Below are 19683 nucleotides of genomic sequence, written 5' to 3'. Positions count from 1 at the left end.
CTTTTTTTTAAGCCACAAAGCTTTCAGAATTTTCTAGACCAATATTCCACCGTTGTAAGTTTTTTTAAATTCTAGTTTCCATATGTTTAAACAAAATTAAATAAACGTCTAGTCTTGAATAGAAATGGTGGTAGATAAGGGGGAGTTAAGGGAGGTCTGGCTGGAAAGTTTTTTAAGCTGTTGTTATCGCTCGCTTTTTTTTGAGCGTTGTCGCTGCGCAGTAGCGGTCGGCCCGATTATGCGTGCTTTATTTTTTATATTGAGAAAACCTTTTTTATTAGGCAGCCTGCTGTCAATACCTACTAGGTGGGTAAGTTTGATTAGCCATGGGGTGTAGGCTTAAAGATAGCTAAAAAAATATGCGCCCCGTCCCTGTGGGTCGCAGATATTTTTACAGAGTGTTTGCCAGATAAGTTGTTACTCACTTATTGGCTTGTGCCCAATTCCTATAAAAGTCGAGTAACGAAACTGGCTCCTCTATTTAAAATAATTTCTTAGGATGGCTGGTAGAGAACGTAAAGTTCTTTTTCTTCCAGCGCGGTGCGACGAGTCAATGCCTCACCTATTTTTTGGTAATCCATTTTGAAGTCGCGAACCATTTCTGGGGTGAAGGCTTCGTGGTTGTAGCGCTTACAGAATTGCACAACGGCATTGGCGATTTCATTCATATCCGTGCGGAAGTCTTTTACGACTTGCAGAGTGTGCGCATCACCGGCAAGAGCCTGCTCCAGGTAGACATAAAAGCGCACATTTTCCTTGATCAGGTGTGCCTGAAAGCCGGACTTGAATTGAGTCAGTAGCTGAGAGAGCTGGCGATAGTTTTGTTTTTCATAACCCTCGGACCACATACGTTGGAAAATGCCAATCAGGGTTCGATGGTCATCTTCCAGCGCCTTGATCAGTGTTGGATCGTAAGAAATGGTTCGGCTGCCCTTGGCGCTGGCATAGTTGCTGCGAGTGTATTTCTCTTCCAGGTCGACGCTGTCGGAAGACTTGCTACCTCGGAACATACCGGAGATGAAGCTAAGCATATGCTGTGCCCTTGATAGTTTTAATTTTGTGAGTTGTGCGAGTAAGGAAAACCGCGGGCAGGTGGCTGCTGTGGTATGGGAACTACAGTGCAAACTCACCCGCTCTGGGAGGCGCGGATTTTACATTGCATGACAGGGTTTTTACTGTATGGCGGGAGTTGCAACGGGATGATTATTTTAAAATTGTGATACCTGTCACAACTGAGTGTGGTGTTGATTGTTGCGCTATCTGAAATTTGTTGGGTATTAATCTGGAGGTGGCTATTTTTTCAGGCAATAAAAAAACCCGGCATTGCCGGGTTTTTTATTTTTGGCTCTATTAGCGCTGTTCCAGCGGCAGGTAATCGCGCTGGGTATAGCCGGTATAAAGCTGACGCGGACGGCCAATTTTATGTGGGTTGGAAATCATCTCATTCCAGTGTGCAATCCAGCCGGAGGTGCGGCCGGTGGCAAAAATCACGGTAAACATATCGGTGGGGATGCCGATCGCTTTCATGATAATACCGGAGTAGAAGTCGACGTTCGGGTAGAGTTTCTTCTCGACGAAGTACTCGTCTTCGAGGGCGATTTTTTCCAGGCGCTTGGCAATCTTCAGCAGTGGATCGTTCTCGGCACCCATAGCACCCAGAACTTCGTCACAAATGCCCTGCATTACGCGGGAGCGCGGGTCAAAATTCTTGTAAACGCGGTGTCCGAAACCCATCAGGCGGAAGGGGTCGTTCTTGTCTTTAGCGCGCTTCACAAACTCGTCGATGCGGCTCTCGTCGCCGATTTCCTGCAGCATATTCAGTACTGCTTCGTTAGCACCGCCGTGTGCCGGTCCCCACAGGGCGGCAATACCGGAAGAGATGCAAGCGAAGGGGTTGGCGCCGGAGGAGCCGGCCAGACGCACGGTAGAGGTTGAAGCATTCTGCTCGTGGTCGGCGTGCAGCAGGAAGATGATATCCATTGCCTTGGCGACAATCGGATCGATCTTGCTGGGCTCACAGGGGTTGCCGAACATCATGTGCAGGAAGTTCTCGGAGTAGCTGCGGCTATTGTCCGGATACATGAAGGGCTGGCCTTTGGAGTGCTTGTAGCACATGGCAGCCAAAGTCGGCATCTTGGCGATCAGGCGGTGTGCGGAGATCTCGCGGTGCTCTGGATTGGTGATATCCAGAGAGTCGTGGTAGAAGGAGGCGAGAGCGCCAACCACGCCGCAAAGCATTGCCATCGGGTGAGCGTCGTAATGGAAACCTTTAAAGAAGTTCACCAGGGCTTCATGCACCATGGTGTGGGACATGATGGTGTCCACGTAATCTTTTTTCTGCTCGGCGTTGGGCAGTTCGCCGTTCATTAGCAGGTAGCAGGTCTCGAGGTAGTCAGACTTCTCTGCCAGCTGCTCAATGGGGTAGCCGCGGTGCAGAAGTTGACCTTTGGCGCCATCGATAAAAGTGATCTTGGATTCACATGCGGCAGTGGATACGAAGCCCGGGTCGTAGGTGAATAAGCCTTTGCCGGTCAGGTTACCGACATCGACAACATCGGGGCCGAGGGTGCCGGAGCGTACGGGCATTTCAATAGCGCCGTCGATACCGTCGACCGTGAGTTGCGCTTTTTTATCGGACATTGCGGACTCCTAAAACTGTTCTTATGGCGGCCTTTTCCAAGTGTTTTCGGGTGCTGGCGGCCTTTTGAGCGGGGCCAAACTTAAGTGCCGCGCCGCAAATTGTCAAACCAAAAGGAGTGGACGCCCAGTCTGTCAGCAACAGGATATCCGGCGACAACGTTGACTGGTAGAGCTTTTGCCTGGTGGTGGACACAAAAAATTTGTGGAAATTCCGCAGGGCCAAATTCTGTGCCTACGTGGCCCACCGAGCTGGCGTATTACAAGGCGTTCGTTGTGTTTTGACTATTGAATGCCTATAATCCGCGCGGCTTGCGCCATGGTACGGCTACTTTGTACAAGGCTTCATCAGGTCGAGTGCAAAGTGATCAGCAAGCAGCTCGTCCCTCCCAATTTGAAAAGCTAACGGGCGCCCGGTCGTTCAGGGCAACAAGGTGTTTTTCCTGTGAACAAAAACAGACCTGTCAATTTAGACATTTCCACTATAAAGCTTCCCGCTGCCGCTTTGGTTTCCATTTTGCACCGTGTATCTGGTGTAGTGCTCTTCGCCGTTGTGGCGCTGTTGCTCTGCATGCTCGATGCCAGCCTGGAATCCGAACAGGGCTTCGCCGATATGGCGGCGGCATTTAACAGTATTCCTGCCAAGCTCATTTTGTGGGCCTCCCTGGCAGCTCTTATTTACCATCTGTTGGCCGGTGTGCGTCACCTGTTTATGGATATGGGAATGGGTGAGAGCTTCGAAGGTGGTCGCCGCAGCGCTATTGCCGTGCTGGTGGTGAGTGTAATCCTTATTCTTTTAGTGGGAGTATGGTTGTGGTAAGAACAGTAACTAGCTTCGGCCGTAGCGGTACTTTCGACTGGCTCTACCAGCGCGTCACCGCAGTGATACTGCTCGCTTACGTCCTCTTTATAGTGGGCTTTATCTTTTTCACCAAAGACTTTGGCTACCAGGCCTGGTCTGAGTTGTTCGCCCAGCGCTGGATGCGTGTATTCAGCTTGGTCGCCCTGCTGTCCACCGTGATTCACGCCTGGATTGGTCTCTGGTCCGTGGTTACCGATTACATCACCAACCGGGTGATGGGCGGTAAGGCCACTGTTCTGCGCCTGTTCGTGGAAGTGATCCTGGCTGCGATTGCCGTGCTTTACACGGTGTGGGGCATTGAAATTCTTTGGGGTGTATAAGCAATGGCGAACATGCGAACTATTTCTTTTGACGGGATTGTGATTGGCGGCGGCGGCGCGGGTATGCGCGCGGCCCTGCAGATGGCCCAGTCCGGCTACAAGACTGCGGTAATCACCAAGGTATTCCCAACCCGTTCTCACACGGTATCTGCCCAGGGTGGTATTACCTGTGCGATTGCCAGCTCCGACCCCAATGATGATTGGCGCTGGCACATGTATGACACCGTTAAAGGTTCCGACTATATCGGCGACCAGGAAGCGATCGAATACATGTGTTCCGTAGGCCCTGAGGCCGTATTCGAACTGGAGCACATGGGTCTGCCTTTCTCTCGTACTGAAGAGGGCCGTATTTACCAGCGTCCTTTCGGTGGTCAGTCCAAAGATTTTGGCCGCGGTGGCCAGGCTGCCCGTACCTGTGCTGCCGCCGACCGTACCGGCCACGCGCTGCTGCACACTCTTTATCAGAACAACGTTAAGCACCAAACCGAATTCCTAAACGAATGGTTTGCCATTGACCTGGTGAAGAACCAAGACGGTGCCGTGGTGGGTGTGATCGCCATGTGCATCGAAGATGGCGAAGTGGTCTTTATCAAATCCAAGGCGACCGTATTCGCCACCGGTGGTGCCGGCCGTATCTTCGCCTCCACCACCAACGCACACATCAACACCGGCGATGGTGTGGGTATGGCCCTGCGCGCAGGCATGCCTGTGCAGGACATTGAGATGTGGCAGTTCCACCCGACCGGTATTTACGGTGCCGGTGTACTCGTGACCGAAGGTTGTCGCGGTGAGGGTGGCTACCTGATCAATAAAGACGGCGAGCGTTTTATGGAGCGCTACGCGCCCAATGCCAAAGACCTCGCTTCCCGCGATGTTGTGGCCCGCTCTATGGTGCTCGAGATGCTCGACGGCCGCGGCTGTGGCCCTGAAGGCGATCACGTATTCCTGAAGCTCGATCACCTGGGTGAAGAGCTGCTCAACAGCCGCCTACCCGGTATCTGTGAACTGTCCAAAACCTTTGCCCACGTCGACCCGGTTAAGGCACCGATCCCGGTTGTGCCTACCTGCCACTACATGATGGGCGGTATCCCAACCAACGTTCACGGCCAGGCCCTGACCCAGGATGCTGCCGGCAACGATCAGATCATCGACGGCTTCTTCGCCTGTGGTGAGGTTGCCTGTGTATCTGTACACGGCGCTAACCGACTGGGCGGCAACTCACTGCTGGATCTGGTGGTATTCGGACGCGCTTCCGGCCTGTTTATCGAGAAGGCCCTGCGTGAAGGTATCGAGCACCGCGAAGCTTCCGAGTCCGATCTCGAAGCGGCGATGGCGCGCCTGAACCGTCTGGAAACCAACGAAACCGGCGAGAAAGCTGCCGACTTGCGCAAAGAGCTGCAGGGCGTGATGCAGAATCACTTCGGTGTATTCCGCCGCGGCGATTACATGGCGGAAGGCGTGAAGAAGTTGGCTGACCTGCGTGAGCGCATCGAGAACGTACGCCTGGACGACAGAAGCCGCGCCTTTAACACCGCCCGTATTGAGGCGCTGGAATTGCAAAACCTGTTGGAAGTTGCCGAGGCCACTGCGATTGCCGCAGAGACCCGCACTGAAAGCCGCGGCGCCCACGCCCGCGAAGACTTCCAGGAGCGCGACGATGAAAACTGGCTGTGTCACTCCATGTACTTCCCGGCAGAGAAACGCTTTGGCAAGCGTGCGGTAAACTTCGCGCCGACTACCATGGAAGCCTTTGAACCGAAAGCTCGGACCTACTGATTCGGGAGCGGAATAGAGTATGTTGAAAGTAAGCATTTACCGTTACAACCCGGAAACCGACAAAGCGCCTTACATGCAGGACTACCAGCTCGACACCCAGGGCAAGGACCTGATGGTGTTGGACGTGTTGGAGTTGCTCAAGGCGCAGGACCCGACCCTGTCCTTCCGCCGCTCCTGCCGTGAAGGTGTGTGTGGTTCCGATGGTATGAATATTTCCGGCCGCAACGGCCTGGCGTGTACTACGCCACTGTCTGAAGCTGCCCCCAAGGGTAAACTGATTCTGCGTCCGCTGCCGGGCCTGCCGGTGATCCGCGACCTGGTTGTGGATATGGAACAGTTCTACGAGCAGTACAAGAAGATCGAGCCGTACCTGCAGAATGACACTCCGGCACCGGCGATTGAGCGCCTGCAGACCCCAGAGGATCGCGAGAAGCTCGACGGCCTGTACGAGTGTATTCTGTGCGCCTGCTGCTCCACCGCTTGTCCTTCTTTCTGGTGGAACCCGGATAAGTTTATCGGCCCGGCCGGCCTGCTACAGGCCTACCGCTTCCTGGCGGACAGCCGCGACCTGGCCACTGATGAGCGCCTGTCCAACCTGGACGACCCCTTCAGTGTGTTCCGTTGCCATGGCATTCAAAACTGTGTCAACGTATGTCCGAAGGGTTTGAACCCGACCCGCGCCATTGGCCATATTCGCAATATGCTGCTGACACGCGCGGTATAGGGATTGTTGAAAGTCACGAGATGACTTTCATCAGGGCCCGCCTCGGGTGGGCCCGGTGCCAGGTAGGGCGCTGATCGAATGACATAAACCGGCTCCGGCCGGTATTAAATTAAAAAGGGGAGGTGGCTTTATGCGCCTCCCCTTTTGTGAGTGAAGGAAAGCGCAGTGGCCAGAGCGATGAGAGTCCACTGCAATCGAGGTAGGCATCAAAATGCACGAAAGTACCATGGAGCAGCTGTGGCGTAGCTCCCATATCTCCGGGGGCAATGCCGCCTATGTGGAGGAGCTTTACGAGACCTATCTGCACGACCCCAACGGTGTACCGGAGGAGTGGCGCAATTACTTCGACAGCCTCCCCCGCGTTGAAGGCAGCAGTGATGTCTCACACGCCGCAGTGCGCCAGCACTTCGAGCTGCTCAGCAAACACCGCGCGCGCCCGGTAGTGGCGCCGGGCTCCGGCTCCGTCAATATCGAACACGAGCGCAAGCAGATTAAAGTTCTGCAACTGATCGATTCCTATCGCCATCGCGGTCACAAAAAGGCCACCCTCGATCCGCTCGGCCTGATGGCCCGCGAACAGGTGCCCGACCTGCAGTTGAGCTACCACGGTCTGACTGAAGGCGACTTCGATACCACCTTCAATACCGGTAGCCTGTTCCTCGGTAAAGAAGAGGCCACCCTGCGCGAGATCGTAGAGGGTCTGGAGCGCACCTACTGCGGTAATCTGGGTGCGGAAATCATGCACCTCTCCAACCTGGAAGAGCAGCAGTGGTTCCAGCAGCGCCTGGAGCGCAGCCAGTCCAAGGCCAACTTCGGCACCGATATCCAGATTGAAATCCTGCAGCGCCTGTCTGCGGCAGAGGGGCTGGAGCGTCACCTGGACTCCAAATACCCGGGCACCAAGCGCTTCGGTGTGGAAGGTGGTGAGAGTCTGATCCCGATGATGGACGCTCTGATCCGCCGCTCCGGTACCTACGGGGTGAAGGAAATCGTAATTGGCATGGCCCACCGTGGCCGCCTGAATACCCTGGTGAATATCCTCGGCAAAAACCCATCGGATCTGTTTGAAGAGTTCGAGGGTAAGAAAACCCTGGATACCTCCGGTGATGTGAAATACCACCAAGGCTTCTCCTCCAACGTAATGACCCCCGGTGGTGAAGTGCACCTGGCGTTGGCCTTTAACCCGTCGCACCTGGAAATCAGTGCGCCGGTAGTGGTCGGCTCCGTGCGCGCCCGTCAGGATCGCCGTAAAGATGCGACTGGTGAGAAAGTAATGCCGATCAACATCCACGGCGACGCAGCTTTTGCCGGCCAGGGTGTTGTGCAGGAAACCCTGCAGATGTCCCAGACCCGCGGTTACTACACCGGCGGTACTGTGCATATCGTACTGAACAACCAGGTGGGCTTTACCACCAGCAAGCGCGAAGACGCCCGCTCCACCGAGTACTCCACCGATCCTGCCAAGATGATCGATGCTCCGGTGCTGCACGTAAACGGCGACGACCCCGAAATGGTTGTGCTGGCTGCGCTGCTGGCGGTGGACTACCGCTACGAATTTAAGAAAGACATCGTTATCGACCTGGTGTGCTACCGTCGCCGCGGCCACAACGAGACCGATGACCCCTCTGGTACCCAGCCGCTGATGTACCAGACCATCCGCAAGCATAAAACCACCCGCACTCTCTATTCCGAGAAGCTGGTGAAAGATGGCATCCTCGACAAGGCTGCCGCGGACAAGCTGGCCAACGACTACCGCGACAAACTGGATGCGGGTGAAGACGTAGCTACCGGTTTGGTGAAACAGCCGGACTCTTCCATGTTTGTGGACTGGAGTCCCTACCTGGGCCACGATTGGCAGGTGCCTGCGGATACCGGCTATGCGCTGCCGAAGCTGCAGGATGTGGCCAACCGCATGACCGCTGTGCCCGATGGCGTAGTGATGCAGCGTCAGGTTTCCAAGATCTACGATGACCGCCGCAAGATGGCCGGTGGCGCACTGCCCTTGAACTGGGGCATGGCGGAAACCCTGGCTTATGGCACTTTGCTGGAAGAGGGCTTTATGGTCCGCTTCACCGGTGAGGATGTGGGTCGCGGAACCTTCTCCCACCGCCACGCGGTGATTCACAGCCAGAAAGATGGCCAGAGCTATGTGCCTTTGCAGCACATGTTCGAGGACCAGCCACCGTTTTATATCTACGACTCGCTGCTGTCCGAGGAGGCCGTGCTGGCTTTCGAATACGGCTATGCGACCACTACGCCCAAGTCCCTGGTGGTTTGGGAGGCCCAGTTCGGCGACTTCGCCAATGGCGCCCAGGTAGTCATCGACCAGTTCATCACTTCCGGTGAGCACAAGTGGGGCCGTATGTGTGGCCTGGTGATGTTGTTGCCACACGGTTACGAAGGCCAGGGCCCGGAGCACTCCTCCGCGCGCCTCGAACGCTTTATGCAGCTGTGTGCCGAGCACAATATCCAGGTGTGCAACGCGACCACGCCGGCGCAGATTTTCCACCTGCTGCGCCGCCAGGCGGTACGCCCGATGCGTCGCCCGCTGGTGATTATGAGCCCGAAATGGATTCTGCGTCACAAGCTGGCGACTTCCAGCTTGGAAGAGCTGGCCGAAGGCCGCTTCCACAATGTGATTCAGGACCAGGGTGTGGACCCGGCCAAGGTCAAGCGCCTGATCCTGTGTTCCGGCAAGGTGTACTACCACCTGCTGGAAGCGCGTATGGAGCGCGAGCAGGAAGATGTGGCTTTCGTGCGTATCGAACAGCTGTACCCCTTCCCCGACGAAGAGTTCGTGGAAGCGGTGTCCGCATTTAAAAACATCAAGAGTGTCGGCTGGTGTCAGGAAGAGCCCATGAACCAGGGCGCCTGGTACTCCAGCCAGCATCACCTGCGTCGCCTGCTGTCGGAAACCCATCCGAAGCTGGAATTGGAATACGTGGGTCGTGCGGCATCGGCGGCACCTGCGGCGGGCTACATGTCCACACACTTAGAAGAACAGAATAAGTTCATCAACGAGGCGCTGACCGTCAAGTAACGGGCGGCAGTAAATAAAGCAGAGTCAATCTCAGGAAACAGGAAAAATGACGATCGAGATTAAAGCGCCAACTTTCCCGGAATCCGTTCAGGACGGTACTGTCGCCACCTGGCACAAGAAACCCGGCGAAGCCGTGTCCCGCGATGAACTGATCGTGGATATCGAAACTGACAAAGTGGTACTGGAAGTGGTTGCGCCGGCAGACGGCGCTCTTTCCGAAATCATCAAGGACGAGGGCGATACCGTTCTCTCCAATGAGGTGATCGCCAAGTTCGAAGAGGGCGCCGGTGCCGGTGCCGCCCCGGCGGAAGAAAAAGCCGAAGCGCCTGCCGCTGAAGCTGCAGCGCCCGCTGCCGGTGACAAAATTGCCATGCCGTCCGCCAAGAAAATGGCGGCGGAGAAGGGCGTTGACCTGGCCGGTGTTGAAGGCTCAGGCAAGGGCGGTCGCGTTCTCAAAGAAGACGTAATGAAAGCCGGTACTGCGCCCGCAGCTACCGCGCCTGCCGCTGTTGCCGAAGTGGCAGTGGCTCCGGGTGAGCGCGTAGAGAAGCGTGTACCTATGACCCGCATGCGCAAGCGTATTGCTGAGCGCCTGCTGGATGCCTCCCAGTCCACCGCCATGCTCACCACCTTTAACGAGGTGAACATGAAGCCGGTGATGGATCTGCGCAAGAACTACAAAGACCTGTTCGAAAAGACCCACAACGGCACCCGCCTGGGCTTTATGGGCTTCTTTGTAAAGGCAGCGGTAGAAGCACTGAAACGCTACCCAGCGGTGAACGCGTCTATCGATGGTAACGATATCGTTTACCACGGCTACCAGGATATCGGTGTAGCGGTTTCCTCGCCGAAAGGCTTGGTTGTGCCGATTCTGCGCAACGCCGAGAACATGGGTCTGGCGGATATGGAAAACAATATCCGCGATCTGGGCGTACGTGCCCGCGATGGCAAGCTGTCTATCGAAGAAATGACTGGCGGTACCTTCACTATCACCAACGGCGGTGTCTTCGGTTCCCTGCTGTCCACCCCGATCCTGAACCCGCCGCAAACCGCAATTCTGGGTATGCACAAGATTCAGGAGCGCCCGATGGCGGTAAATGGCAAGGTGGAAATCCTGCCGATGATGTACCTGGCGCTGTCCTATGACCACCGTCTGATCGACGGTAAAGAAGCGGTTGGCTTCCTGGTAGCGATCAAGGAAATGATCGAAGACCCAGCGCGTATCCTGCTCGAAGTTTAAGAAATAAGTCCAGGGGCCTGCGGGCCCCCTCGATCACACTGCATTAGAAATATCTGGAACTGATCATGTCGGAAAAATTTGACGTAATCGTAATTGGCTCTGGTCCTGGTGGTTATGTCGCTGCCATCCGTGCCGCTCAGCTGGGCCTGAAAACCGCTTGTATCGAAAAGTGGAAAAACAAGGAAGGCAAATACGTAAACGGCGGTACTTGCCTGAACGTAGGTTGTATTCCCTCTAAGGCTCTGCTGGACAGCTCCTGGAAGTACCACGAGGCCAAAGACGCGCTCGACGTGCACGGCATTGAAGTCGGCAAGGTCAAGATGGATGTGAGCAAGATGATCGAGCGCAAGGGCGAGATCGTCAACAAACTGACCGGCGGTGTAGCCGGCCTGTTCACCGCCAATAAGGTGACCTCCATTTTTGGCACCGGCAGACTGCTGGCCAACAAGAAAGTGGAAGTGACTGACGACGAAGGCAACAGCACCGTTTACGAAGCCGAAAACGTGATTTTGGCCTCCGGTTCTGTACCGGTAAATATTCCGCCCGCTCCAGTAGATGACAAAATTATTGTCGATTCCACCGGTGCGTTGGAATTCACCAAAGTACCCAAGCGTCTGGGCGTGATCGGTGCCGGTGTTATCGGCCTGGAGCTGGGCTCCGTGTGGAACCGCCTGGGTTCCGAGGTTGTGGTTCTGGAAGCCCTGGACAAGTTCCTGTCGGTGATGGATCAGCAGGTCGCCAAAGAATCCCAAAAAATTCTCAAGAAGCAGGGCCTGGATATCCGCCTTTCCTGCCGTGTAACCGGCTCTGAAGTGAAGGGCGACGAAGTGGTCGTCACTTACCAGGACAAAGATGGTAAGGAACACCAGGAAACCTTCGACAAGTTGATCGTCTGTGTGGGCCGTCGCCCTTACACCGAAGGTCTGTTGTCCGAAGATGCCGGTGTGAAGATGGACGAACGTGGATTTATCTACGTCAACGACCTGTGCATGACTTCCGCACCGGGCGTATGGGCGGTCGGCGACGTAGTACGCGGCCCGATGCTGGCACACAAGGCCTCTGAAGAGGGTGTTGTGGTTGCCGAGCGCATCGCCGGCCAGAAGCCGATGATGAACTACGATGTGATCCCCAACGTGATCTACACCCATCCAGAGATCGCTGCGGTTGGCCGCACCGAAGAGCAGGTAAAAGCCGACGGCGAGCCCTACAACGTAGGCAGCTTCCCGTTTGCGATCAACGGTCGCGCCATGGCTGCCAACGATACCCAGGGCTTTGTGAAAATCATCGCTCACGCGGAAACTGACCGCGTACTGGGCGCTCACATTGTTGGCCCATCTGCGGCAGACCTGGTGCAGCAGGTGGCGATCGCGATGGAATTCGGCTCCAGCGCCGAAGATATCGGTATGACTGTATTTGCGCACCCAACCCTGTCCGAGACCGTGAAGGAAGCGGCGCTGGGTGTAAACGGCCATGCGATCCATACCGTAAATCGCAAGAAGCGTAAGTAAGAAGTTTTTTCGATGTCGGGGCACTAATTATTCATTAATTAGCTGCCCCGGTTTCATTTGCAGAATTCAAAATTTGCAACGACGGAAATTTTGAATTCTGTGTCTCAGGTGCAGAGTGATCTGCAATTAATAAACACATTTCACATGTGAATTGGTATTGACTATGAACTTGCATGAGTATCAGGGCAAACAACTGTTTGCGGCATACGGATTGCCGGTTTCCAAAGGCATTGCAGCGGAAACCCCGGCAGCGGCAGTAGCAGCGGCTGACGAAATTGGCGGTGATAAGTGGGTAGTAAAAGCCCAGGTACACGCCGGTGGCCGCGGTAAGGCTGGCGGTGTAAAGCTGGTAGATTCCAAGGCAGAAATTGAAGAGTTTGCCAAAAAGTGGCTGGGCGAGCGCCTGGTAACTTATCAAACAGACGAAAATGGTCAGCCGGTTTCCCGTATCCTGGTTGAAAGCTGCACCGATATCGATCAAGAACTGTACCTCGGTGCCGTTGTTGACCGCTCCACCCGTCGTATCGTTTTCATGGCCTCCACCGAAGGCGGCGTTGAGATCGAGAAAGTAGCGGAAGAGACCCCGGAAAAAATCCTCAAGGCTACCATCGACCCGCTGGTAGGCGCTCAGCCATACCAAGCGCGCGAGCTGGCTTTCAAACTGGGCCTGAACCCGACCCAGGTTAAGCAGTTCACCAAGATCTTCCTCGGCCTGGCGAAAATGTTCGAGGAAAAAGATCTGGCCCTGCTGGAAATCAACCCGCTGGTAATCACCACTGAGGGCAACCTGCACTGCCTGGATGCCAAAGTGGTAATCGACAGCAACGCCCTGTACCGCCACGCTGACCTGCGCGAAATGCACGATCCTTCTCAGGATGACGCACGTGAAGCGCACGCTGCCAAGTTCGATCTGAACTACGTAGCACTGGATGGCAACATCGGCTGCATGGTAAACGGCGCTGGCCTGGCCATGGGTACCATGGATATCGTCAACCTGCACGGCGGTAAGCCGGCTAACTTCCTGGACGTTGGTGGCGGCGCGACCAAAGAGCGTGTTGTTGAAGCGTTCAAGATCATCCTGTCTGACGAGAATGTTAAAGCCGTATTGATCAACATCTTCGGTGGTATCGTTCGCTGTGACATGATCGCCGAAGGCGTTGTGGGCGCAGTAAAAGAAGTGGGCGTTAAAGTACCGGTTGTTGTGCGTCTGGAAGGTAACAACGCAGACCTGGGCGCTAAAGTTCTGAGCGACAGCGGCCTGAACATTATCGCGGCTACCAGCCTGACCGATGCTGCTGAGCAAGTGGTTAAAGCTGCGGAGGGTAAATAATCATGTCAGTACTGATTAACAAAGACACCAAAGTCATCTGTCAGGGCTTCACCGGCTCCCAGGGTACTTTCCACTCTGAGCAAGCGATTGCTTACGGCACCAAGATGGTTGGTGGTGTAACTCCGGGTAAAGGCGGCCAGACTCACCTGGGTCTGCCGGTATTCAACACCGTGAAAGAGGCGGTAGAAGAAACCGGTGCAGAAGCTTCCGTAATCTACGTACCTGCGCCTTTCTGTAAGGACTCCATCCTGGAAGCGGCCAACGCTGGTATCAAACTGATCGTTTGTATCACCGAAGGTATCCCGACTCTGGATATGCTTGACGCTAAAGTGAAGTGCGACGAGCTGGGCGTACGCCTGATTGGCCCGAACTGCCCGGGTGTGATCACTCCCGGTGAGTGCAAGATCGGTATTATGCCGGGTCATATCCACAAGCCGGGTAAAGTGGGCATTGTTTCCCGTTCCGGTACCCTGACCTATGAAGCGGTTAAGCAAACTACCGACCACGGCTTCGGCCAGTCCACCTGTGTGGGCATCGGTGGCGACCCCATCCCGGGCTCCAACTTCATCGATATTCTGGAAATGTTCCAGAACGACCCGCAGACCGAAGCGATCGTAATGATCGGTGAGATCGGCGGTACTGCTGAAGAAGAAGCGGCGGCTTACATCAAGGAAAATGTTACCAAGCCGGTCGTTTCCTACATCGCTGGTGTAACGGCTCCTCCCGGCAAGCGTATGGGCCATGCGGGCGCGATCATCTCTGGTGGTAAAGGTACCGCTGACGAGAAGTTCGCGGCTCTGGAAGACGCTGGTGTTAAAACCGTGCGCTCCCTGGCTCAGATCGGTGACGCGCTGAAGGAAGTAACTGGCTGGTAAGTTGTTACTAGATAGTTAACTCTAGAAAAGGCTACCCTCTGGGTGGCCTTTTTTGTTTGGAAGACTGGTTTTTTATTTTTGCCCAGCCTGGGTTTGCCTTAAATTGCCGTTTAATTGCGCTTTTTTCTCTTCTTTCTTCTCGCCCCTCCCTTTCCCTGCTCAAACACGTGGCTTTTATTTTTCTCTATTTTGCTGGTTTTATTTTGGGCTGCTTCACCGGTTTAAGGTGTGTTGTTGTAATTAATTTTGTTGAATGATTTTTATTGCTGTTTGAGAAGCTATCTCATCGTTTATTAATAGCTGGAATCTTGTGAGGGTTGTTAAAGTTTTTCCTAGGTGTTTGCGAGTTGTTAAGGTATAAATTTCATGCTGAGATAAAACTTGGATGTCGATTTTTTCTGGGTCCAGTTATAAATTAAATAAAGCACTTAATAGTCCTCAAAATAATAATCTGATAATGATGGAGGTCTGCGGCATGGGGTTGTCAATAGATAAAAATATTCGAAATGTTTCTTATAAGTTGGTTTTTAGTGGTTTTTCTTTAGATAGAAATGAAAGTGTTGGTGGTGTCTGGCCCAACGGAATAGTGAAATATTATATGCCGCGCAATTTGGATGCGGGCTATGTGACCGCTGTTAAAAAAGCAATGTCCCGTTGGGAGCTGTGTATATATCGGGCGTTTCGATTTGCGGCCATCAAGTTTATTCAGGTGGGGACCGCTGGGCAGGGGGTAATTACTATTAGGGACAACGATAGTAGTGCGACTGTGGGATACACCAATAAAACAGACCAGTATTGCGGTGTGAACTGGAGGGGTAATAGAGCCGCTATTGCCTCGCTACCACATGAAATTGGTCATACCCTGGGTTTGGCCCATGAGCATATGCGCTCGGATGCGCCTCTAGCGGTACAGAACACGCTGGACTCTTTGCAAGTGCAAACCCGCACCCAGACTATGGCCCGCTTTATGACACACGGTTCCACATTCGATGCTCAATCTATCATGATGTATGACAATCAGGCGCAGGCTCTGGGTGTCAGGGAAAATACCAGGACTGGTGGTTGTAAAATCACTCCCAATCAGGTGAATAACGCCAGCTGGCATCCCAGCGCGGGTGATCTGGATATGCTTTCCTATTTATATGATGGCAGGCGTCTGACACTGCCAAGATCTTTTGCAAGGCCAATCATGTAGAGCAGGTTCAACGCGGTTAAGGTGGCTGAAAAAAGGGAGTCGATGACTCCCTTTTTTTGTCCGCAGCACTAATCTCTTCAATGTGGCTAGGTGCTGTACAAGCCGTATTTTTGGCCGTGTGCTCGGCTGCGCTGATATAAAATAAACACCGTTAATGTGAGTAACAATAATTCTGCTATAGGCCCTGCATACCAGATGCCGACCTCACCAATAGCTAGGGGCAGAATTAATATCAAAGGCAGCAGAAAAATATATGTTTTTGCCAGTCCGAGTATGGTGGCACGCTTGGCGTCGCCAATTGCTTGAAAGAAGATATTGACCATCATCAGTGGCCCCGCCAGGAAATAAACCAGAGTCATCATCGGCAGAATACGCGCTACTTCTGCAACAATTTGTGGATCGCTGATAAACAAGGCTCCCAGGGTGTCCTTAAAAATAATAACGGCAAGCTGAAGCAGTAGGCAGTAGCTGAATGCCACGGTTAGGGCGATATTGATACTGCTGTCCATGCGTGTCCATATTTTTGCGCCGGCATTATTGCCAACTACCGTCTGAAAGGCCTGGCTTAAGCCGAGTAGCGGGAGAAAAATAAAAGTCATGATTCGTGTGGTAATGCCATAGGCACTAACGGTAGAATCATAGTGTTCTCCTCCCCAAGCTTGCAGGCTGAATATAACCGCCATGGAAGTGAGGGATACGCCGATATAGCTCAGGCTGGATGGCAACCCCAGGGATAGAAACTCCCACCAGTATTGTTTCTGGCTGGAAAATCGAATCACCTGTGTAGCGATTACTGTTTTTCCGTAATAACGATAGCCAGCTACTATCGCAAGGGCGATTGATTGAGCCAATGCTGTTCCATAAGCGGAACCTGCGACCCCCATTTGCAAGTGGGCAATAAAAACATAGTTGAAGACGATATTGAGAAGTACGGAGGTTAGCGAAACACTAGCCATCAAGGGTAATTTCCCTTCACAGCGCAAAGTGTCAGAGTTAACGGCACCGACAAATAGGGCAGGAGATAGAAAAACAAGAATCGTTAAATAGGTGTAACCCATTTCTGCCAAAGGCTGGGAGCCATTGGCTACCAACAGTGTCAGTTGTTTGCCTCCTAGAGTAAACAACACCATAAGAAGACCACAAACGATCAGTGCCAAGGTAATTGCCTGGGAAAATGCCTGCCTTGCTTTATCCGTTTTCCCCGCACCCAAGAGTCTGGCCTGAACACTGGAGTAGCCTCCAGAGATTAAGGAAGACAGTGCGACCAACAACATAAACATCGGAAATGTCAGGGTGACAGCAGCCAGTGCATCGGGGCCTACATACTCTCCCAGGAAGTAAGCGTCCAGCAGGGTAAAAGAGCCGTTTACCAGCATTATAAAAATGATAGGTGCTGCAGTTTTGAAGAAAACTGGTAAAAGCGCACCATTGAGAAAGATATTGTCTTGCTGTTGGGTCATACAAAATCCCTTTTACTGATTACCCTTATGCATCTCTGCGATATTGTTAAATTTGGCCAAGACAAAGTGTTTGATGTCATCTGGCCAGTCACTGACGGCTTTTTCAAAGCTCACTTTACTATTTCGATAGAGGGCGCGACTGGCATCTTCAAAGCCTGGAACATCACCAACAACCTGCAGCATAAACCTATCCAGTTGCTGTTGTTGAGTTGAAATATGCTCTTCGACAGAGACTTGTTTTTGTGCCTGCTCCACCAGCTTGCGCAGGGTAACAGAGGCTCCGCCCGGCTGTTGTTTTAGCCATTCCCAATGGCGGGGGAGTAATGTGACCTCCTTGGAGGTGACTCCAAGCTTGGGGCGTCCCCGCTTTGCGTTACTGGGGGCTGTGCTGGATTTCAATCTGGTCAGTACCGTCTCAAAATCGCCTTGCCAATCAATCTCGACTCGTTGGCAGTTGTCGGTTGAAAAGACCATGGGCTCTCGTTGAGGCTCAAGGGATTTTACCTGTTGGACAACTGCTTCCAGTGTGCCCCGTGCAATCACGTTTTGTCGGTCAATGGCTATATATTCTGGCGTCATTAGGACCTCCTATAAATTTACCTGGGTAAAATATTATTACCCGGGTAAATATAGGTTGTCGCTCGGCTTGTGTACAGAAAATACTTTCGAGGTAGGCTCTGGGTATGCGCGGGGGACCTCAGTGACTCACGATCAATAGCAATGCGCTAGGCGGTTTGGCATTTATTTTGCCTTCTAGTTTGTTTATTAGGAGTATTTTGTCCTCAAGCTGGCGATATACACGATCTGTTCCCACTCCTATACTGCGAAAAAACTAACTATCCAGGAGAGAATATGGCTAGAGCACTGATCGGCGTAATTGGGGGCAGTGGCCTGTATGAAATGCAAGGGCTGACAGAGGTGCAGGAGGTTCAGCTGGAGACCCCGTTTGGACCTACCTCAGACCCTATTGTATGCGGCAAGCTGCAGGGCATTCCGGTTGCTTTTCTCTCCCGCCACGGGCGCGGTCATAGATTGATCCCCTCCGAAGTGCCCTACAAGGCAAATATCCATGGGCTGCGCCAGCTGGGCGTGCGCTACCTCCTCTCTCTCTCTGCGGTTGGATCTCTACAAGAAAAGGTTAGGCCGCTGGATATGATGATTCCCGACCAGTTTATCGACATGACGCGTAAACGCGACAGCACCTTTTTTGGTCGTGGCGCGGTCGCCCATGTCTCTATGGCAGACCCAGTCTGTTCCGCAGTGGCGGATTGCCTGGCGCGAGCCTTTGAATCCACCCAGGCTGGACAAGAGATGCAGTTACATCGGGGTGGCACTTATCTGTGCATTGAGGGCCCGCAGTTCTCAACGCGGTCGGAATCCCACTGGTATCGCAGTATGGGTGCATCGGTCATCGGTATGACCAATATGCCGGAAGCCAAATTGGCACGAGAAGCACAGATTGCCTATGCCACTCTGGCGATGGCCACCGATTACGACTGTTGGCATCCCCGCGAGGAAGCTGTGACGGCAGAAGTGGCTATCGCCAATTTGCAGCAAAATGCGGTGCGCGCCCAACAGGTGGCGGCAGAGGCAATTCGTTTACTGGGAACGGAGAAACCCGACTCCATCGCCCATACAGCCTTGGCCAGTGGTTTAGTCACCCCCGTGGAAGACATGTCAGAAGATCAGCTTGCTGTAATAAAACCACTGCTCGAACCGTCTAATCCAGTGCTTGAAGAAGTGGAGCACTGAGACCTATGCATGAAACACTGCCATTACTAGAAGTATCTGATTTCCCGGCAATACGCCGCAGCAGCATTGAAACCCTGCAACTCAATATTGGCTACCGCTGTAATCAATCCTGTGTGCACTGTCATGTCAATGCGGGTCCCAACCGTACAGAGATGATGTCGGATGAAAATTTAGCGTTGCTGCTGGAGGTGATCGAGAAGCGCAATATTCGAGTTCTGGATATCACCGGCGGTGCCCCGGAATTACATTGGGGGTTTCGAGACCTGGTCAAGGCTGCAAGAGCATTGGGAGTTCAGGTCATTGATCGCTGTAATCTCACCGTGTTGTTCGAGCCCAACCAGGAGGATACAGCAGAGTTTCTCGCTCGAAATCATGTGGAAGTGATCGCCTCTCTTCCCTGTTATTCCATGGATAACGTCGATAAACAGCGGGGCAAAGGCGTTTTTGACAAGAGTATTGCCGGGCTGCAAAAGCTCAATGAGCTTGGTTATGGCAGGCCAGAAAGTGGGTTGCGCTTAAATTTAGTGTACAACCCCCAGGGGGCATTCTTACCCCCAGAGCAAACTGCCCTGGAGGCAGACTATCGCCGGGAGTTGAGAAAGCAGTTTAATATCGAGTTCAATCATTTATTTGCGCTCGCCAATATGCCGATAAAACGCTTTGGTTCCATGCTGATTTCCAAGGGGCAGTTTAAAGATTATATGGCTCTGCTGCGGGATAATTACAGCGATGCAAATCTCGAAGGTGTTATGTGTCGCACTATGGTGAGTGTGGACTGGCAGGGAAATTTATTTGACTGTGACTTTAATCAGCAACTCAATATTCCTATTCCGGGTCGGCCACATTTGCGCGATTTACTCAACCGGGACCTGCAAGGGGGGGCGATTGCGGTAGCGGACCACTGCTATGGCTGTACGGCAGGGCAGGGGAGTAGTTGCGGTGGGGCGCTCTAACGGAATCGTGA

17 protein-coding genes are annotated in these 19683 nt (G+C 53.3%); 13 read left to right on the top strand and 4 right to left on the bottom strand.

The window, feature by feature from the left end:
- Positions 1-494: 494 nt before the first annotated feature.
- Both FIU95_RS14645 and gltA read right to left on the bottom strand, forming a co-directional pair.
- Positions 495-1031 (bottom strand): hemerythrin domain-containing protein, encoded by a 537-nt coding sequence (locus tag FIU95_RS14645; RefSeq protein ID WP_152454474.1) that lies wholly within the window; start codon positions 1029-1031, stop codon positions 495-497.
- Between the two features lie 319 nt (positions 1032-1350).
- On the bottom strand, positions 1351-2640 hold the full coding sequence (gene gltA / locus FIU95_RS14640; RefSeq protein ID WP_152454473.1) for a citrate synthase: 1290 nt from the start codon (positions 2638-2640) through the stop codon (positions 1351-1353).
- Positions 2641-3082: 442 nt separating this feature from the next.
- Between gltA and sdhC the strand changes: the two genes are divergently transcribed.
- From sdhC to FIU95_RS14585, 11 genes are all read left to right on the top strand, one after another.
- Positions 3083-3457 (top strand): succinate dehydrogenase, cytochrome b556 subunit, encoded by a 375-nt coding sequence (gene sdhC, locus FIU95_RS14635; protein WP_152454472.1) that lies wholly within the window; start codon positions 3083-3085, stop codon positions 3455-3457.
- Entirely contained in the window at positions 3451-3819 is a 369-nt protein-coding gene (sdhD, locus tag FIU95_RS14630; RefSeq protein WP_152454471.1) for a succinate dehydrogenase, hydrophobic membrane anchor protein, read from the top strand. Before sdhC ends, sdhD begins: the two co-directional genes overlap by 7 nt.
- A 3-nt stretch (positions 3820-3822) precedes the next feature.
- Complete coding sequence (gene sdhA, locus FIU95_RS14625; RefSeq protein ID WP_152454470.1) at positions 3823-5595, top strand: succinate dehydrogenase flavoprotein subunit; 1773 nt, start codon at positions 3823-3825, stop codon at positions 5593-5595.
- A 19-nt stretch (positions 5596-5614) separates the two neighbouring features.
- Positions 5615-6319, top strand: a complete 705-nt coding sequence (locus tag FIU95_RS14620; protein WP_152454469.1) for a succinate dehydrogenase iron-sulfur subunit — start codon at positions 5615-5617, stop codon at positions 6317-6319.
- A gap of 211 nt (positions 6320-6530) precedes the next feature.
- A complete protein-coding gene (locus FIU95_RS14615) occupies positions 6531-9359 on the top strand; it encodes a 2-oxoglutarate dehydrogenase E1 component (protein ID WP_152454468.1) in 2829 nt (942 codons plus the stop codon).
- A gap of 46 nt (positions 9360-9405) precedes the next feature.
- Positions 9406-10599 carry a 2-oxoglutarate dehydrogenase complex dihydrolipoyllysine-residue succinyltransferase gene (gene odhB / locus FIU95_RS14610; protein ID WP_152454467.1) on the top strand — a complete coding sequence of 398 codons (1194 nt, stop codon included), beginning with the start codon at positions 9406-9408 and terminating at the stop codon, positions 10597-10599.
- A gap of 65 nt (positions 10600-10664) precedes the next feature.
- A complete protein-coding gene (gene lpdA, locus FIU95_RS14605; protein WP_152454466.1) occupies positions 10665-12107 on the top strand; it encodes a dihydrolipoyl dehydrogenase in 1443 nt (480 codons plus the stop codon).
- Positions 12108-12270: 163 nt separating this feature from the next.
- Positions 12271-13437 (top strand): ADP-forming succinate--CoA ligase subunit beta, encoded by a 1167-nt coding sequence (sucC, locus tag FIU95_RS14600; protein ID WP_152454465.1) that lies wholly within the window; start codon positions 12271-12273, stop codon positions 13435-13437.
- A 2-nt stretch (positions 13438-13439) separates the two neighbouring features.
- Positions 13440-14312, top strand: a complete 873-nt coding sequence (gene sucD / locus FIU95_RS14595) for a succinate--CoA ligase subunit alpha (RefSeq protein WP_152454464.1) — start codon at positions 13440-13442, stop codon at positions 14310-14312.
- A 56-nt stretch (positions 14313-14368) separates the two neighbouring features.
- Positions 14369-14569, top strand: a complete 201-nt coding sequence (locus tag FIU95_RS14590; RefSeq protein ID WP_152454463.1) for a hypothetical protein — start codon at positions 14369-14371, stop codon at positions 14567-14569.
- A 218-nt stretch (positions 14570-14787) separates the two neighbouring features.
- A complete protein-coding gene (locus tag FIU95_RS14585) occupies positions 14788-15507 on the top strand; it encodes a M12 family metallopeptidase (RefSeq protein ID WP_172975416.1) in 720 nt (239 codons plus the stop codon).
- 86 nt (positions 15508-15593) lie between these two features.
- On the opposite strand, the gene FIU95_RS14580 is transcribed toward FIU95_RS14585, so the two are convergent.
- Both FIU95_RS14580 and FIU95_RS14575 read right to left on the bottom strand, forming a co-directional pair.
- Positions 15594-16967, bottom strand: coding sequence for an MATE family efflux transporter (locus FIU95_RS14580; RefSeq protein ID WP_152454461.1), 1374 nt, complete (start codon positions 16965-16967; stop codon positions 15594-15596).
- Positions 16968-16979: 12 nt separating this feature from the next.
- Positions 16980-17546 (bottom strand): DUF2239 family protein, encoded by a 567-nt coding sequence (locus tag FIU95_RS14575; RefSeq protein ID WP_152454460.1) that lies wholly within the window; start codon positions 17544-17546, stop codon positions 16980-16982.
- A gap of 273 nt (positions 17547-17819) precedes the next feature.
- On the opposite strand from FIU95_RS14575, the gene mtnP reads away from it, so the two are divergent.
- Together mtnP and arsS are read left to right on the top strand one after the other, a co-directional pair.
- Positions 17820-18719, top strand: coding sequence for an S-methyl-5'-thioadenosine phosphorylase (gene mtnP / locus FIU95_RS14570; protein WP_152454459.1), 900 nt, complete (start codon positions 17820-17822; stop codon positions 18717-18719).
- 5 nt (positions 18720-18724) lie between these two features.
- Complete coding sequence (arsS, locus tag FIU95_RS14565; protein ID WP_152454458.1) at positions 18725-19672, top strand: arsenosugar biosynthesis radical SAM (seleno)protein ArsS; 948 nt, start codon at positions 18725-18727, stop codon at positions 19670-19672.
- Positions 19673-19683 lie beyond the last annotated feature (11 nt).

The sequence above is a fragment of the Microbulbifer sp. THAF38 genome (assembly GCF_009363535.1).
GTDB lineage: Bacteria > Pseudomonadota > Gammaproteobacteria > Pseudomonadales > Cellvibrionaceae > Microbulbifer.
This window is presented reverse-complemented; position numbering and strand designations above follow the sequence as displayed.